Annotated in this window: 13 protein-coding genes; 10 read left to right on the top strand and 3 right to left on the bottom strand. The window is 47.7% G+C overall.

The features are described from left to right. The first annotated feature begins 223 nt into the window (after positions 1-223). The 3 genes from BCT27_RS06185 to dinB all read left to right on the top strand — a co-directional run bounded on the left by BCT27_RS06185 (position 224) and on the right by dinB (position 2,709). Positions 224-1,240, top strand: a complete 1,017-nt coding sequence (locus BCT27_RS06185; protein ID WP_102395334.1) for an FAD:protein FMN transferase — start codon at positions 224-226, stop codon at positions 1,238-1,240. Between the two features lie 10 nt (positions 1,241-1,250). Continuing rightward, the gene (nqrM, locus tag BCT27_RS06180) at positions 1,251-1,472 is read left to right on the top strand and encodes a (Na+)-NQR maturation NqrM (RefSeq protein ID WP_017011327.1); all 222 of its coding nucleotides are present in this window, start codon (positions 1,251-1,253) and stop codon (positions 1,470-1,472) included. Between the two features lie 175 nt (positions 1,473-1,647). Beyond that, positions 1,648-2,709: a DNA polymerase IV gene (gene dinB / locus BCT27_RS06175; protein WP_102395333.1), complete on the top strand. Its 1,062-nt coding sequence runs from the start codon at positions 1,648-1,650 to the stop codon at positions 2,707-2,709. 47 nt (positions 2,710-2,756) lie between these two features. Here dinB and BCT27_RS06170 read toward each other — a convergent pair whose 3' ends face one another. Beyond that, positions 2,757-4,217, bottom strand: coding sequence for an aminoacyl-histidine dipeptidase (locus tag BCT27_RS06170; protein WP_102395332.1), 1,461 nt, complete (start codon positions 4,215-4,217; stop codon positions 2,757-2,759). A 936-nt stretch (positions 4,218-5,153) separates the two neighbouring features. On the opposite strand from BCT27_RS06170, the gene BCT27_RS06165 reads away from it, so the two are divergent. The 7 genes from BCT27_RS06165 to BCT27_RS06135 all read left to right on the top strand — a co-directional run bounded on the left by BCT27_RS06165 (position 5,154) and on the right by BCT27_RS06135 (position 12,739). Beyond that, positions 5,154-6,440: an NCS2 family permease gene (locus BCT27_RS06165; protein WP_102318412.1), complete on the top strand. Its 1,287-nt coding sequence runs from the start codon at positions 5,154-5,156 to the stop codon at positions 6,438-6,440. A gap of 65 nt (positions 6,441-6,505) precedes the next feature. Then, positions 6,506-6,964 (top strand): xanthine phosphoribosyltransferase, encoded by a 459-nt coding sequence (gene gpt / locus BCT27_RS06160; protein ID WP_102318411.1) that lies wholly within the window; start codon positions 6,506-6,508, stop codon positions 6,962-6,964. A gap of 229 nt (positions 6,965-7,193) precedes the next feature. Then, on the top strand, positions 7,194-8,447 hold the full coding sequence (frsA, locus tag BCT27_RS06155; protein WP_102389706.1) for an esterase FrsA: 1,254 nt from the start codon (positions 7,194-7,196) through the stop codon (positions 8,445-8,447). 225 nt (positions 8,448-8,672) lie between these two features. Beyond that, positions 8,673-9,077: a sigma factor-binding protein Crl gene (crl, locus tag BCT27_RS06150; protein WP_102318409.1), complete on the top strand. Its 405-nt coding sequence runs from the start codon at positions 8,673-8,675 to the stop codon at positions 9,075-9,077. 105 nt (positions 9,078-9,182) lie between these two features. Continuing rightward, on the top strand, positions 9,183-10,340 hold the full coding sequence (gene proB / locus BCT27_RS06145) for a glutamate 5-kinase (protein ID WP_102318462.1): 1,158 nt from the start codon (positions 9,183-9,185) through the stop codon (positions 10,338-10,340). A gap of 52 nt (positions 10,341-10,392) precedes the next feature. After that, positions 10,393-11,661, top strand: a complete 1,269-nt coding sequence (locus BCT27_RS06140; protein WP_102395331.1) for a glutamate-5-semialdehyde dehydrogenase — start codon at positions 10,393-10,395, stop codon at positions 11,659-11,661. Between the two features lie 154 nt (positions 11,662-11,815). Next, positions 11,816-12,739: a LysR family transcriptional regulator gene (locus tag BCT27_RS06135; RefSeq protein ID WP_102318407.1), complete on the top strand. Its 924-nt coding sequence runs from the start codon at positions 11,816-11,818 to the stop codon at positions 12,737-12,739. Here the strand turns inward: BCT27_RS06135 and BCT27_RS06130 are convergent. Beyond that, a complete protein-coding gene (locus BCT27_RS06130; RefSeq protein WP_102395330.1) occupies positions 12,736-13,617 on the bottom strand; it encodes a YjjW family glycine radical enzyme activase in 882 nt (293 codons plus the stop codon). The two genes, BCT27_RS06135 and BCT27_RS06130, sit on opposite strands and share 4 nt — an antisense overlap. 30 nt (positions 13,618-13,647) lie before the next feature. Further along, positions 13,648-15,189 (bottom strand): YjjI family glycine radical enzyme, encoded by a 1,542-nt coding sequence (locus BCT27_RS06125; protein WP_102395329.1) that lies wholly within the window; start codon positions 15,187-15,189, stop codon positions 13,648-13,650. Between the last annotated feature and the right edge of the window lie 133 nt (positions 15,190-15,322).

Raw genomic sequence — 15,322 nt, 5'->3', positions numbered from 1 at the left:
CTGGCCTTAGGGTCAGCCATTTTGCGTAAATACCATACCAATCACAGAAGTTATTTAAGAGAACCAAAATGTAAGTGCCATAAATCATTCTGATTTTCTTCGATTTACATCGTCATGTTCGCTAAATATATACTGTGATTGGTATTCGAATGCTGTTGTGTTGATGGCTATGGCCGCAACGTATTGCGTTCTAATGCCTCTCTTTCCAAAACCGGATAAAGTAATGAAAAAATTCCTGTTGTCTGCCGGTCTTATTGTTAGCGCCTTATTGGTTCTGGCAGGCTGCGATCAAACGCCGAAACAAACGCACTTAACAGGTTCCACAATGGGAACCTATTACTCGGTTAAGTTTTTGAACGATGTGACATTGCCGAGTGCATCTGACATCCAAGTGGAAATTGATAAGCGTTTGGAGTTGGTGAATGATCAAATGTCGACCTACCGTAAGACGTCTGAACTGAGTCAGTTTAACCAACACAAAGATGATTCACCGTTTACGGTATCAAAAGATACGGCGACGGTGATGAGCGAAGCGATTCGCATCAATAAGCTATCAGGTGGGGCACTGGATGTTACTGTCGGGCCTTTGGTTAACCTATGGGGTTTTGGCCCTGAAGGCAGACCCGATCGCGTACCAACCGATGCTCAAGTCGCAGAGCGCCGTGCGATGACGGGGATTCATCATCTTTTTGTGGATGGTATGTCTTTGATCAAAACGAACCCAGACCTGTATGTTGATCTTTCCTCGATCGCAAAAGGGTTTGGCGTGGATGTTATTGCAAATTACCTGGCTGAACTTGGTTTGAGTAACTATCTGGTTGAGATTGGCGGTGAACTTCAATTGAAAGGCGTGAATGCGGAAGGTCAGCCTTGGCGCATTGCGATCGAAAAACCAAGCGACGATCAACAAACCGTTCAAGAGATCATTGCCCCTGGAGATATGGCAATGGCAACGTCGGGCGATTACAGAAACTATTTTGAGGAAAATGGTGTTCGTTATTCGCACACGATTAATCCTGCTACGGCAAAACCTATTAATCACCGCTTGGTGTCTGTCACTGTCTTGGATAAGTCATGTATGACGGCAGATGGCTTTTCTACTGCCTTCATGGTGATGGGGCCTGACAAAGCACTTACACTGGCGAACAGTGAAAAAATTGCCGCATTTTTCATCATAAAGACGGATAATGGCTTCAAAGAAGTCGCATCGGACGCGTTTAAAAAGTATCTAACACGTTAAGGGTAATGAAATGTCTGTATATCTGATAACGTTTTCGGTCTTCATGCTTGTGATTGCAGGCATGTCTATCGGTTACATTGTTCAACGAAAAACGATCAGCGGCAGTTGCGGCGGTCTCGGCTCTATCGGCATTGAAAAAGAATGTGATTGCCCAGAACCATGTGACGCTCGTAAAAAGCGCGAAGCGCGTGCGGCGAAAGCTGAAGAGTGGAAAAAGAATCAGATTCTCTAACTATTCCACCTTGTTAAAAGGTCGCTGTGAGCGGCCTTTTTTGTGTCTGAAATCTGAGGTTTTGTTCTTAATGTCCTATGAGGAAAGGTTCTTAAGGCGACAAACTTGCATCATATCGATTTCGCGCAGATAATTACCACTGTTTATCTAAACAGTGTTTTGGGCCGTTCTTGCTATGAAGAAGATTATCCATATCGACATGGATTGTTTTTATGCCGCTGTTGAAATGCGAGATAACCCGTCACTTCGTGGTATTCCCTTGGCTATTGGGGGATCAGAAAAACGGCGTGGCGTTATTTCTACGTGTAACTACGAAGCCCGTAAGTTTGGTGTGCGCTCTGCTATGGCGACGGCACACGCGTTAAAACTGTGTCCGACACTTACGGTTGTGCGCGGAGAAATGGCCAAATACAAAAGCGTATCACAGCAAATACGCGCCATTTTCGAACGTTATACAGACAAAATAGAGCCCTTATCACTTGATGAAGCTTATTTGGATGTGAGTGACTGCTTACTTTTCCAAGGCTCTGCAACCCTTATTGCTGAAGATATTCGCCAGACCATTAAGCGAGAACTTGGCTTAACGGCGTCAGCGGGCATTGCTCCGATTAAATTTATCGCTAAGGTCGCCTCAGACCTGAATAAACCCGATGGAAAATACGTGATCACACCTGATGGTGTGGCGGCGTTCGTCAAAACCCTACCGTTAGAAAAAATTCCTGGCGTAGGAAAAGTGACGCTGGCAAAGCTTCATGAGATGGGACTCTACAAAGGCGAAGATGTTCAAGCCTACGACAAGAACACATTGCTCTCTCGCTTTGGTAAGTTTGGTCAATCGCTTTGGAATCGTTGCCATGGCATCGATGAGCGAGAGGTAGAAACACATCGCGTAAGAAAATCAGTCGGCGTCGAAAGAACCTTGCCCGAAGATATTCAAACCGAATCGGAGTGCATGGACGTGATGGCATCGCTTTACGAAGAACTTGAAACCCGTCTGAAGCGAGTCTGTCCTGATTTGCTGATTGCTAGGCAGGGCGTAAAGCTCAAGTTTTCTGATTTTCAGCAAACGACGGTAGAGCATCGTCAGTGGAAATATGATGAAGACGCTTTTCCTGAGCTTCTCGTGGAAGCGCTATCGCGACAGAATGGACGAGGGGTGCGTCTTGTTGGTCTGTCGGTCGGGTTGATTGCAACTGACGACAGTAAGGTCTCCCAGCTCAGTTTTGATTGGTCGTAAAAAGGGCACGTTACGTGCCCTTTTGCTATCGGGTGTTTAGGTATTGGTTATGCTTTCACTGGGATAGCTTTAAGCATGGCGACCATTTGCTCCCAAAACAGACCGACGGTTTCAATGTTTACCTTCTCGTCTGGCGAATGCGGGAATTTGATGGTTGGGCCAAACGAAATCATGTCCATGTTCGGGTACGGTTCTTTGAACAAGCCACACTCTAGGCCTGCGTGAATAACCATAATGTTAGGAACGCGACCGTAAATGCCTTCATAAGTATTGCGGAACACTTTCATGATTTCCGAGTCAGGATCAGGCTTCCAACCCGGATACGCGCCTGAGAATGCCACGTCAGCACCCGCCAACTCACCCAATGAACGAAGCATGCTTTCAACATAGCTACGGCCGCTGTCCGCCAAAGAACGAATGAGGCATAGCAGCGTCATGGTGGATTGCTCGGTCGTAATAACACCAAGGTTAAGTGACGTTTCAACCACGCCTTCAATGTCATCGCTCATGCGAATCACGCCATTTGGACATGCATTGATCGCTGCAATGATGCGATATTGAACGGAAGAGGTAAGTGCTTGCTGACCTGCATCTGCTTCGATGATGGACAGTGACAAGTTTGTTTCGATGGCGCTCAACTCTTGATTCAGCAACTGTTCATAGTAGCCGAACAATGATGCCAGCTTTTCAACGTTTTCTTCTGGAACGGCAACGTCTGCAAATGCTTCACGAGGGATAGCGTTACGCAGTGTACCGCCACGCACAGACAGAATGCGAAGACCCAGCTCTTCGCTATGGCCTGCCAGAAAGCGACCTAACAACTTGTTCGCGTTCGCACGGCCAGTGTGAATATCACAACCGGAGTGACCGCCTTTTAGGCCCTTGATTTGCAACGTTTTGGTCGCGTAACCTGAAGGCAAGTTTTCTCGCTCAAGTGCGAAGGTAATGGCTGCGTCTACGCCGCCAGCACATCCCATGTACACTTCGCCTTCTTGCTCAGAATCTGTGTTCAAAAGGATGTCACCTTCCAACCAGCCTTCTTGTAAACCGAAAGCACCTGTCATACCGGCTTCTTCGTCGATGGTCAGTAGCACTTCGAGTGGGCCGTGCTCGACGTCTTTTGATGCCAGCACCGCAAGACATGCTGCCATGCCCATGCCATTGTCTGAGCCAAGCGTTGTGCCGTCAGCGGTGACCCATTCGCCATCGATGTATGGACGAATAGGATCGACAGTGAAGTCATGGTCGGTGTTTTCATTTTTCTGCGGCACCATGTCGATGTGCGCTTGAAGTACGACGCCTTTGCGATTTTCCATGCCCGGGGTGGCTGCTTTTTTGATAAAGACGTTACCTACGTCGTCACGACGCACCGCAAGACCTTCCTGAGTTGCCCATTCAATGATGTATTGAGCCAGTTGCTCTTCATGTTTGGATGGATGAGGAATAGAACAAATCTTATCGAAAAACTGCCATACAGGCTGCGGGGATAGTTGGCTGATCTCAGACACTGGCTGTCTCCAGAAAACAAAGAAATAGAATTCGCACGCTGTTTATGCTGACTTATTATTGATTATCAGAATTTGTAACGTAAAAGTATGCATTGTTAAAAGCATACCACTATGAATATGGGATGGAAGCTAAACCTTTTGCTTTTAGTTAGTGAATGTAACGCAGAGAATATTCGTGGTTTGTGTAATTAAATTACCTTAACTGCGAGTTTTTGATTGTTAATGTGATCCAGATCTCTTTTATTGTTGTAATTAAACCACGAATCGTCTATTATCCCACCGTTCAAGAAAGGGCAAGACGCCCAAGAACATAGCCATGCGCTTTCAATGTTTAAGGATAAGCCCGAAATTTTCGTCTCCATGGAACCGAGCTTTACTAAAGCTGCATTCTCACGAAAATTTTTTGAGGTAATCCGTATGAAAGGTAATTCTGCATGTCGCTACTGGAACACTGGTTCTGTGTTCACTGGTAATTTTAAATATCCGGCACCGTTCGGGTATAAACGCAAGTAAGATGACTTGCATGATTTGATACATCCCCCGCTATACAGATATTTCGTTTCTAATTTGGAAACCACGTTTTAATCTGACGCCGCTAAAATAGCGGCGTTTTTTTTGTCTTCATTTTCTCTCGTTTTGTCAAAGCTATCGGCAGGCTTCTCATTCTTTTGATGTTGGGTTTATGCATATCTCAAATTTCTCACCTGTCTATTTAATCATCGATTTTTGGCTCTAGTATTGAGCTTACGCGACAAAAATTCGCCGATATGATGTGTCTCTGATTGATTCATCAACAGTTGAAGCCAGAGTGACTTAATTCACGCTGGAAATTTCGATAATTGGCGAGTAAGATTCGCGTCAAATTCAGACGCAAACGTTTAGCCAAACGTTTGCGTAATATTGGCAGACACACTCACTTTCCAAGGAACGAAAGCCATGCTTGAGCGTCTTTTTAAATTAAAAGAGCAAGGTACTGATATACGCACCGAAGTTATCGCAGGTTTAACCACTTTCCTGACTATGGCTTACATCATCTTTGTTAACCCAGCCATCTTGTCTGAAACGGGCATGGATCGCGGCGCTGTGTTTGTTGCGACCTGTTTGGCTGCGGCGATCGGCTGTTTCGTGATGGGTCTCGTTGCTAACTACCCGGTAGCACAGGCACCAGGTATGGGGTTGAATGCCTTTTTCACCTACACGGTTGTATTCCAAATGGGATACTCATGGCAGGTGGCTTTAGGTGCTGTGTTCCTTTCTGGTCTTTGCTTTATTGCGTTGAGCCTGTTTAAAGTCCGTGAGTTAATCATAAACTCTATACCTCTCTCTTTGCGCACGGGCATTTCAGCAGGTATCGGTATGTTCTTGGCGCTTATCGCGTTGCAGAACTCTGGCATCGTTGTTGCGCACCCAGCGACCTTGGTGTCAATGGGCGATCTATCAGCGTTCGCACCTGCAATGGCAGCCTTGGGCTTCTTCCTGACAATTGGTTTGGTAAATCGCGGCATTAAAGGCGCGGTAATGATTGCTATCTTGATCGTGACGGCCATTTCGGTGATTTCGGGCAATGTGCAATACGCAGGTATCGTTTCTGCGCCGCCAAGCCTCGCGCCTACTTTCATGCAGATGGACCTGTCTGGCGCATTTGATGTTGCCATGATTTCGGTTGTGTTCGCCTTCTTGTTTGTTGATTTGTTTGATACAGCGGGCACATTGGTCGGTGTTGCTACTAAAGCTGAACTGATGGACAAAGACGGCAAACTTCCTCGCTTGAACCGCGCACTATTGGCAGACAGTACTGCAACGACAGTAGGTGCTGTTTTGGGTACATCAAACACCACGTCATTCATTGAGAGTGTGTCGGGTGTTGCTGCGGGTGGCCGTACTGGTTTGACTGCAGTCGTCGTCGGTATTTTGTTCTTGTTGGCACTGATGTTCTCGCCATTGGCGGGTATGGTGCCAGCCTATGCGACAGCAGGTGCATTGTTCTACGTTGCTATTCTTATGATGTCTGGCTTGGTGAGCGTTAACTGGCGTGATCTGACAGAAGCGGCACCGGTGGTTGTGGTGTGCTTGATGATGCCATTGACCTACTCAATCGCACACGGCATCGGCTTGGGCTTTATCTCTTACTGCGCAATCAAAGCGTTTAGTGGTAAAGGACGTGATGTACCTATTAGTATTTGGGTTCTTGCTGCGCTGTTCTTGCTGAAATTTGTTATGTAAGCCACAATACGCCGCAATTGAATCTGTGAGTTAAATGGCGACCGTCGCCACTGAGGTTTTTTAAAATGAGCAACAAGTTTGTTATCACGTGGGACAACATGCAAATGTATACCCGCCAACTGGCTGAAAAATTGTTACCTGCAGAGCAATGGACTGGGATTATTGCAGTAAGTCGTGGAGGTCTTGTACCTGCTGCGATTCTTGCTCGTGAGCTAGGCATTCGTCACGTTGATACTGTGTGCATTTCTAGCTATGACCATGATCACCAGCGTGATATGCGTGTTATCAAAAAAGCTGAAGGTGACGGCGAAGGCTTCATCGTGGTTGACGATTTGGTTGATACTGGCGGCACTGCAGAAGTGATCCGTGAAATGTATCCAAAAGCGAAATTCGTGACCGTGTGTGCGAAACCAGCAGGTAAACACCTTGTTGACGATTTCGTTGTCGACATTGCTCAGGATTGCTGGATTGAGCAACCTTGGGACATGGGCGTAACGTTTGTTGAGCCTGTTGCTAAGCGCTAATATTACTTAGTGCGATGTGATAGTGAAAAAGCCCCGAAAGGGGCTTTTTTTGTATGTGTTGATATTTGATCTACTTTGCACATGGTGAGTCTTGTGCATTTTTCTAGGGTTTCTCGTTACTTTCCTTGGTTTCTCTTTGAAACTGCAATATCGAGAACTGCTCTGTAGCTTTCTTCCTCTCATGGTTTACACTAATGCCAGTTAAATCATCGACATTAGGGGTGGTTCCGTGAGCACATCCGATTCCGAAAATCTTTCCGTAAAGCTCTTCAAACAAACTAAATTCGCCAGAGAAACATCGACCATTGTAGGCTCTACCACCAAAGCGAAAAAAGAATCGAATAATGCGATTGATGGTGACAGTGATAGCCGTTGGTATCGCGTGTTACGCCGTCCTCAATGGGTTTGGCAAGGTGTCGATCCTATTGATATGGAAGAGACCTTGGCGCGCATTGCCGCATCTGACAATGATAGAACCCATGACAACCAGCTAGATACGGTGGTGGGCTATCGCTCAGGAAACTGGGCGTATGAATGGACGCAATCTGGGATGCGTCAGCAACGCATCGCACAGGAATATGACGAAAAAGGGAGTAAAGAAGCTGCTGCGAATGCGTGGCTGCGAACGAGCACCTATTTCAGTATTGCAGGGTACCCTCACCTCAAAGGGGATACCTTGGCGCTTCAAGCTGAAACGTTAGCCAATAAGGCATTCCATTCCGCGATCGACAAATTGCCATACAAGGTAAAGAGTGTGGTTGCGAAGGTTGATGGTAAAGCGCTGGAAGGCTTCTTGTATTTACCTCACACCGATTCACCTTTGCCTGTGGTAATTGTGAGTGGTGGTTTGGATAGCTTGCAAACCGACCTGTGGCGGTTGTTTGAAACCTATTTTGCCCCTGCAAACATCGCAATGCTGACCATTGACATGCCCTCTATTGGTCGAAGTGCGCATTGGAATCTGTCAGAAGATAGTAGCCGTCTTCATCAAGCCATGTTGAATGAGTTAGCGTCTGTGCCTTGGGTCGATCACCACCGTGTGGGCTTTCTTGGTGTGCGATTCGCCGCGAATGCTGCGGTGAGAATGGCGTTCGTCGAGCAAAACCGAGTGAAATCCTGTGTGTCCATTGGCGGTATGCTGCATGCCATGTTGGTGGACATTAAAAAGCTGAATGCGGCTCCCGCTATGTACCTTGATTCCATTGCTTCGCGCATGGGGAAAGGCAGTGCATCAGATTCAATGCTGACTCAGCTTCAAGCGTTGTCGCTCAAAAACCAAGGTTTGCTTACGGGCAGGCGCACCAAAGTACCTGTATTGGCATTGAATTTAGAAAACGATCCGGTTTGCCCGAAAACCGACAATCAATTAGCTGCATTATATAGCCATGGCGGTAAAGCAATGACGCTTCCAAATAAGCCCATTCACGATGGATATCACAGGGCGATGCTGGAAACGATGAAGTGGTTCGCCAAAACTTTGTGATGATTATCTGCTCAATGTCTCGAAATGAAGACGTAATTTAGAATCATGAGGTTCTAAGCACGAATTTTCGGTGGTTGCGTGTTATACAAGTAAGGTTAAGTGTTAAACAACATTGCGTACTTTAGGCGAGTTTTGTAAATGGTTATTTCTGAGTTGTACGCCTAACGACGTAAGCAAAATTAGACTGATTATAAATAGACTGGACTCGTCTTGAGGGATCTTGCTATGACTGAAGAAACCAAAACCTTATCCCACGGAAGGCTGCTAACGCGTTTTACCCAAATTGGGCCGTACCTTCGACAGAACAAATCGACAGAAGAACGTTACTTTTTTGATTGTTTGTCTGCCTGTGTGAATGCAAAGAAACCCCCTGAAAGTCGTGAATTTTGGGGCTGGTGGCTTGAGTTAACGCCAAAAGAGGGCGGTTTTGAATACGCCTACAAGTTTGGTAAATTCAATACAGAAGGTGAGTGGCAATCGGACAATGTGCCGAAAAAGTGCAATAAAGAAGTCACAGAATCGCTTGATGCTTTTTATAAAAAGATCTGCAATTTTGTAGAAGGTGAATTGCAATTAGAAATCACCGCGCTTCCTACACTTAAGCAACCAAAATTAGGTTCTGCTGCATAAATCGGATGATTTGTCTCGAATCGTAACGAGATTGCGTTATTCACTTGTTATCTTGGTCTGGGATTGATAAAAGAAGAGCTCATTTGCTTTTATGTTATCAATATCATGTCAGGCCAAGAATACGTTTCATCCGTTACTTCCGATGCTGGTGATAAGCAAGATCGCCAGACCATCGTTGTCAAACTCGGCACCAGTGTACTTACTGGTGGCTCGACCAAAATCGATCGGGCGCATCTTGTCGAGCTTGTGCGTCAGTGTGCCATGCTCATTCGTCAAGGGCATCAAGTCATTGTTGTTACGTCTGGTGCAATCGCAGCGGGCCGTCACCATCTAAATCATCCCAAACTCGCCAACACCATTGCCAATAAGCAAATGCTTGCTGCAGTGGGGCAGAGTCGTCTGATTCAAGAGTGGGAAAGCCTGTTCGACATTTATGGTATCCACATCGGTCAGATGTTGTTAACCCGTGCAGACCTTGATGATCGTGAACGTTACTTGAATGCACGCGATATGCTTCAAGCCTTGCTCGACAACAACATTGTTCCCGTTGTGAACGAAAATGATGCCGTTGCGACCGCTGAGATCAAAGTGGGAGACAACGACAACCTATCTGCACTGGTCGCCATTCTTGCCGAAGCAGACAAACTGCTTCTTTTGACCGATCAGCCGGGATTGTTTACCGCTGATCCGCGCTCAAACCCTGATGCCGAACTGATTCGTGAAGTGCACACCATTGATGAAACCCTACACCAGCTCGCTGGCGGCAGTGTCAGTGGATTAGGCACAGGCGGCATGGCGACCAAGTTGCAAGCCGCTGACGTGGCGCGCCGTGCTGGCATTGAAGTGACCATTGCAGCGGGTAGCCGCCCTGAAGTGATTCAACACGTGGTAAACGGCCAGCCGGCGGGCACACGCTTCCTGCCGCTTGAGTCGCCGTTAGAAAGCCGTAAGCGTTGGATCTTGGCTGGTCCTCCGCCAGCGGGTGACATCATCATTGATGCGGGCGCGGCTTCTGCTGTTGTTGAACGCCACAGTAGTTTGCTATCAAAAGGCATCGTATCAGTGAAAGGCTCATTTGATCGCGGCGCTGTTGCGCGTGTATGTGATAAGCAGGGCAAGCAGCTTGCTCGTGGTATTTGTCGCTATTCAAGTAATGACTTGAGTGCGATTGCGGGTCGACACAGCCAAGACATTCAAGATATTCTGGGCTATGCACATGGACCTGTCGCGATTCATTGCGATGATTTGGTCGTGATCGATTAATCAGATCGTGGGTTGTTCCGCGATCTAAAAGGACGAAGCAATAGAGGCGATAATGAGTCTGCAAACAACCAGTTTACAGAGCATGGGACGTGCAGCGAAAGATGCTGCATATGCATTGGCGACGGCACCAACAGCGCAAAAGAACCACGCGCTGGCAGTGATCGCTGATGAACTCGAGGCAAACGCAGCGGCGATTTTAGCGGCGAACGCGAAAGACATCGATGCAGGCAGAGAGGCGGGTTTGCCCGAGGCCATGCTTGATCGTCTATTACTCAACGAATCACGTTTGGCGGGCATTGCCGCAGACGTGCGCAATGTCATTTCTTTGTCTGACCCCGTCGGCAGCGAAATGGATTGTAAAGTGCTGGAAAACGGCATGACGTTGAGCCGCCGTCGTGAGCCCATTGGCGTTATTGGCGTGATTTATGAAGCGCGACCTAACGTGACGATTGATATCGCGTCTCTGTGCCTAAAAACCGGTAACGCCAGCATTCTTCGCGGTGGACGTGAAACCTTCCACTCTAACGTTGAGTTGGTGAAGGTGATTCAAACCGCGCTTGAAAAAGCTAATCTGCCTGCTTCGTCTGTTCAGTACATTGAAAAGCCGGATCGTGAATTGGTGGGTGAACTGCTTCGTCTTGATGATTACGTGGATATGATCATCCCTCGCGGTGGTGCAGGTTTGCACAAAATGTGTAAAGAAAACAGCACTATCCCTGTGATCATCGGCGGCTTTGGCATTAGTCACATGTACGTGGATAAAACAGCGGATCTCGATCGCGCTTTAGATTTGATCATCAACGCGAAAGCGCAACGCCCATCAGCGTGTAATGCGCTGGATACTTTGCTCGTGAACAAAGACATTGCGGCGGAATTGTTTGAAAAGCTGACGCCACTGCTTAACGACAACACGTTGAAGATTGTTGCCGAGAAAGCAGCGATGCCATTGCTTAACGGTGTGGCGGATCTTCAAGAAGCTGGCGAGGGCGATTTCGATACGGAATGGCTGAGCTACACGCTAGGCGTGGCATTGGTTTCTGATGTCCGTGGTGCGCTTCAGCATATGCGTGACCACAACGCTAGTCACTCAGATGCGATCTTGACCAACGATTTGATGGCAGCAGAAGCTTTCATCAATGGCGCAGGCTCTGCTGCTGTGTACGTGAATGCCTCTACACGCTTCACAGACGGCGCTCAGTTCGGTTTGGGCGCAGAAGTTGCTGTGTCTACCCAGAAGCTTCATGCTCGCGGCCCTATGGGCTTAGAGGAGCTGACAACCTACAAATGGGTAGGTAAAGCGGATTATCTGTCTCGCCCATAGTTTGGGAAGCAGATTTCCGATGAAAAGGCGCTGATTCAGCGCCTTTTTTGTGTCTGGCGCTTTTATATACCCAAGTTACTTAGGTGTATCTCTACCGCTTGGGCGGCTTTAAGGCTACGCTATGCCGTGATTGTTTGAATGATGATGGCCTTCGATGGATTACGCGACACTTTCCCGCATTAGCGTTAAACACTTAACCGTGATGCATGTGCTCTTGATGACGCATAGCGTGACGGCGACAGCCAATATTTTGTGTGTCACGCCATCGAGTGTGAGCAAGGCGTTGGCACAACTTAAAACGCAGCTGAATGACGAGCTTTTCTTTCGTACAGGGAATCAACTCGCGCCCACGCAATATGCCTTGAGTATTGGCCCTGCGATCCACAATGTGTTGTCGAACATTAATGGTATTTTTCAGCAAGGGGAGTTTGCGCCAGAGACCTTCACGGGCACGCTTTCCTTGTCGATGCGCGAAAGTACGTTTGAGCTTTTCGCCCCGCAGATCGGAGAGATTTCTCAGCAATTGAGCGACCATGCTCAGTTGGTTATCTCCACCAAAGAGCAGTTCAGTTTTGAGGCATTACTGAGCGGGAAGATAGATTTTCTGCTGCTGCCGCATGATATAAGCCAGCCACCGACGCACAGCAAGAATTTAGTGTGGAAGGCGATTTTGAGTGATGAAATGGTTTGTTTAATGAATCACCGTCACCCACTTGCTAACGAAGAGCTGACCATTGAAAAGTACCTAAGCTATCGTCATATTCGCGTGATTGATAAAGACTTGGCAGAGCCTTATTTTGAACAGACACTCACGCAGCGTCATGGAGCAAGAAACATTGCAACCATGGTGGCGGATTTCGGTTCGGCGGCCTTGATGTGTCAGCACTCGCCATATTTGTTTACGTGTTCGAAGCGTTGGGCAGAAACGGCGCAGCAAGGGAAAGGGCTGGTGGCAAAGCATTTGCCGTTTGATTACGGACAAGTGGCGTATAGCTTGGTCTGGAATACCGTGAGTTTGAACAACCCAGCGTGTCGTTGGTTGCATGATCAACTGGTTGGCGACACGGCAGAGATTTAGGTATAAATGGTCGGCAATTGCATGGGGCGATTGATCTTCGAATACAGCAAATCATGGAAGCGGGTCATCTCACTTTCACTGCATTTCTCCCACGTCAGCGCTTCACCAATCACACCGTGATGTTGAAACGCGTTTAGGCGGATCTTTACCTCTTCAGGCAGAGTGTTGAGGTAATCGCCCACGGCATCGACTTCGGTGTCTAAATCACTTTTCCCCGGAATGTGCAGCAAACGCACTTCGTGCAGTTTTCCCATCTCAGCCAATAAGTCGATAGTGTCGATGACGCGGTGTTTATCGCGGCCGACGAGCCACAAATGCGTGTCTGATTGCCAAGCTTTTAGATCGATCATGGCACCATCAAGGTAGGGGGAAACGCGCTCCCACCCTGTGCGTGATAGAGAACCGTTGCTGTCGATAAAACAGGTGAGGTGTGCGAGCTCAGGATCGGATTTCACCGCTTTAAATAGGGCGATGATGAAAGGCAACTGTAGGGTGGCTTCGCCCCCAGAAATCGTAATCCCGTTCAGAAAAAAGTGGTGTTGGCGAATGAGTGCGAGCATGTCATCCACACCGTAGCGGACGATTTTCGGGTTGGACTTGTCTGGACACACATCGATGCAAAGATCGCAATGCGTGCACTTGTCAGCGTGCCAGATCACACGTTGCTGTGAGCTGATAGACAGGGCATCGCTTGGACAGCTTTTCTCACAATCGCCGCAATGTGTGCAGTGATTGATGGTGTGCGGGTTATGGCACGTGATGCAATCGAAATTGCATCCCTGTAAAAACACCACCAAACGGTTACCTGGCCCATCAACACAAGAGAATGTCAGAATACGACTGACCAGTGCTTCGTTTTGCGTTGGCTTGACTGACATTCTCTTGGTCTCTTTAACGATGAACGGTAATTACTTGTAAACCGGCGTTGATTCAAAGCTCACTACGCGTGGTGCACGGTTTAGAATCCCTGTGTTTTTCGATGCTTCTGCACCCAACCACGTGGTGTTCTTACGTGAACCCTCGTCATCAAACTTCGCGATATCGGACAGTTTGATCATGTAGCCCGTGACGCGAACCAAATCGTTTGATGCAACGTTCGCTGTGAACTCACGATAGCCTGAATTGATTGCGCCTTTACACAGGTTGAACATCGCTTCTGGGTTTGATTTTACCGTCTCATCAATCGTCAGAATATCGCTGATGCCTGAGGTGTAATGCTTGTGGTGACCCGCAGTTGCATGCACGTAAGTCACAGGGTCTGGTTCAGTACCGTAAGGAATACGCACGCCAGGTGTTGCGTCCAAATCAAGACTGATACCGCCTTGTGCGTGCAGCAATGCTTTGCCGTTGTAACCATGTTTGACTGGGTTTTCGTCAACCAGAGTAGCTAGCTTTGCAGAAATCGCGTGGCCCAATTCGTTAGCGCTGATGTCGTGACCGTACTTGCCTTGCTTGCCGTCTTTTTCGAACAAGGTGTTTACAGCCTCAGCCATGCCGTAGATACCGAACATTGGCGCAAAGCGGCTTTCTTCAATCAGACCTTCAGTCGCAAGAAAGTTGGTGAAGAAGTTTGATGACTCATGCAGGTACGTGCTGCGAACGTCCATCAGCTCAACCATTAGTTTGCTGTAGGTCGGCAGAACATGGTTGATGAAGTCGTCGCTGTTTGTTGCTTTGCTTGCCGCTTCTTTTAAGTTCATACGTACTAGGGTGTTTGAACCGCCAGCCAATGGCAATGAGTTGTAGCAGCTCACAATGCCGAATCGCTTGTCACCGTAAGCGCCAGCATGCATTGGGTAGTTTGCAATGTGTGGCTTGCTGCATTCACAGATGTTGCTGGTGGCTTGACGAAGAAGATCGTCTGGCGTGACAGCAGGGTCATACATGAACGTAAGGTTTGGCGCGATTTGTTTTAGTTCAGCATCGACGCGCAGGATGGTGCGGCAGATGATGTTGTCAGCAGGGCCGATGTTCGCGTGCATGAAGGCATCAGGCAGGGTGCGGTCAAGCATGATCCAGAAGCGCTTAATTTTTTGGTGGATTTCGTCTTCTGTCAGTGTGCCCACATACGGCATCAAAACGTCATCAAGTTGGCCAACATACACAGGGATGTTGGTCACTGATGGAACGTGATGGTAGATGATGTTTAGCATGTTCAGTGCATCATCAAGGTTTTCCGCTGGCGCAAGTTCTAGGTGCTCAGAACCTTGCGACAAGAACTTTGCGTAATCTGGTAGCACGTAACGTGGTTTGAAGGGCGCATGGCCTTCGAACATGTCACAAATCACACCGTCTTTCATTGCTTGCTCGATGCTGTCAGTGATTGACAGGTAAGGCAGGCTTGCTTCCGCTTCTAGTGCAAGAAACTGGTTCTTTTGCTTTGGTGAAAGACTTGGGTTGTTGATGATGTCGTAAAAACGTTGCTGCAGTTCAGATAGGTTGTTGTTCATGGAAAAGACCCTACTTTAATTTGGGTTTATTTTACGGTGGATAAGGGTTTTTCCACTATTGATATGATGGGAAGGTGGTATTTCCATTTTGGAAATCCGTAGCAGTATGATTACAGGGAGAGCAGGGAGAGCA

Origin of the sequence: Enterovibrio norvegicus (genome assembly GCF_002876705.1) — a bacterium.
Taxonomy (GTDB): domain Bacteria; phylum Pseudomonadota; class Gammaproteobacteria; order Enterobacterales; family Vibrionaceae; genus Enterovibrio; species Enterovibrio norvegicus_B.
Note: the sequence above shows the minus strand (reverse complement) of the source record. Positions and strands in the feature narration are given on the sequence as shown.